At 43.2% G+C, this 1,971-nt stretch carries 2 protein-coding genes and 1 pseudogene; 1 reads left to right on the top strand and 2 read right to left on the bottom strand.

The window, feature by feature from the left end; genetic code table 11:
• Positions 1-767: aldo/keto reductase (locus QZY09_RS02730; RefSeq protein WP_295667780.1), on the bottom strand; the 767-nt coding region annotated here is incomplete at its 3' end.
• Positions 768-778: 11 nt separating this feature from the next.
• Positions 779-904, bottom strand: coding sequence for a hypothetical protein (locus tag QZY09_RS02725; protein WP_295667778.1), 126 nt, complete (start codon positions 902-904; stop codon positions 779-781).
• 167 nt (positions 905-1,071) lie between these two features.
• Between QZY09_RS02725 and QZY09_RS02720 the strand changes: the two are divergent.
• Positions 1,072-1,971, top strand: a pseudogene (locus QZY09_RS02720) (transcriptional regulator); the annotation flags it as partial.

Below are 1,971 nucleotides of genomic sequence, written 5' to 3'. Positions count from 1 at the left end.
GCATCTTCTTCAATAGCACCGTTGCCGCGATGGGTGGTTGCCCTTGATCCTTCGGGGATACCGCTTAAATATTTATTGGTTAAAAGGCCTTGTGCCAATGGCGAAAACGGAATACAGCCCACGCCATTCTCTCCCAACACGTCCATTAAACCACCCTCAACCCAGCGGTCGAACATTGAATATTTGGGTTGATGGATCAGGCAGGGCGTACCTAAATCTTTCAATATGGCAATCGCCTTTGCTGTTTCTTCTGGCTGGTAGCTGGATATACCTACGTAAAGCGCCTTACCCTGGCGAACGATCAGGTCGAGTGCAGTCATGGTTTCCTCCAGCGGGGTTTCGGGATCCGGACGGTGGTGGTAAAATATATCCACATATTCCAGGCCCATTCTTTTTAAACTCTGGTCGAGGCTGGCAACCAAATATTTTTTTGAACCCATATCGCCATAAGGGCCCTCCCACATCGGCCAGCCAGCTTTGGTGGAGATGATGAGTTCATCGCGGTAAGATTTAAAATCATCTTTATAGATCTTCCCAAAATTCTCTTCAGCCGATCCCGGAGGCGGCCCGTAGTTATTTGCCAGGTCGAAGTGGGTGATACCGGCATCAAAAGCCGTTCTTAAAATATTCTTTGCATTTTCCTGCTTGTCGATATCGCCGAAATTATGCCACAGCCCTAATGAAACGGCGGGCAGCTTTAGTCCGCTGTTACCGCAGCGGCGGTATTCCATATCCTGGTACCTTTGTTTGTTTGCCAAATAGATCATATTCAATAATTTTAGTTTTCTGGTTCAATGGGGATGGTATTACTGATAAAAGCGATATGCTTGCTATCAGGCGACCATGAAGGTGTCCCGCCGTAAAAATAAGCTAATACTTTTGTAGTTCGGCCGCCAATTGGCATTAAACGGATATAAACATATTTGCAGGGTATTGGTATAAAATTGAACTTCAGCTTTCAATGTGGTTTATTTTATTGGATTGACGACGATCAAAATTAGATTATACGCTAAAAGATGTCTAATTTAGCGATACATCATTACTACTTCATGCCCTGAATTATATTGTAAAATGGACTTTATCGTTTTCTTTTGCATCCTCAGAAAAAATACGCGTTGGTACATGGGTAAAAAATGGTTGTTGCTTTTTATATTGATCGGCTTTGGTTACGCTAAAGGCCAAAACCCCATCGGGTTACCCAATATCATTTCTTATTCGCGGAGTGAATATAACGCAGGATTGCAAAACCGCGGCATCGCACAGGACAAAAACGGTATTCTTTATTTTGCAAACAGTGAGGGCCTGCTCAGTTTTGATGGTACCTACTGGAAACTTTATCCGCTGCCTAATAAAACCATTGTAAGATCTGTTGCGGTGGCCCCCGACAATAAGATATATGTTGGTGGTCAGAATGAAATAGGCTATTTCGCCCCTGACAAAAACGGCACGCTGGTTTATACTACCCTAAAAACGCTATTGCCCGGCGCGATAAGCTCTACCAGGGATATTTGGGACATCGTACCCTATAAAGGCAAGTTGTTTTTCAGGTCGCAAGGCCATATTTTTATATTTGACGGGCAAAAACTAAGCTATTACGAACCGGTATCACAATGGCAGTTTTTAGGTTCGTGCAATACCCGCCTATTTGCCCAGGATGCAAAAAAAGGCTTGTTCGAGTTTACAATGGGGAAATGGTCGCCGTTACCAATCAATGATCCTTACCCGAAAAACTGGTCCATAACTTCCATTTTGGGCTTAAACAGAGACAGCATTTTGATCACCACCCTAAAGAATGGAATTTTTATTTTATCGAACCAAAAATTAATTGCTTTCAAATTCAGTGGGAACAACCCTTTTGAAAACCAATTGCTTTTATGCGCACGGCTGACGGATGACCATACCATTGCTGTTGGCACCCAGATGAACGGCTTGTATATTATTGATGAAAGAGGAACGGTAATAGAAAACCTG

It is taken from the genome of uncultured Mucilaginibacter sp. (genome assembly GCF_903913935.1).
Lineage (GTDB): Bacteria > Bacteroidota > Bacteroidia > Sphingobacteriales > Sphingobacteriaceae > Mucilaginibacter.
The sequence above is the reverse complement of the archived record's forward strand: the minus strand, read 5'-3'. Positions and strand labels throughout refer to the sequence as shown.

Coding starts and splice junctions, on each gene's coding strand:
- QZY09_RS02725 (WP_295667778.1), bottom strand. CDS start 904: ATGCCAATTGGCGGCCGAACTACAAAAGTATTAGCTTATTTTTACGGC.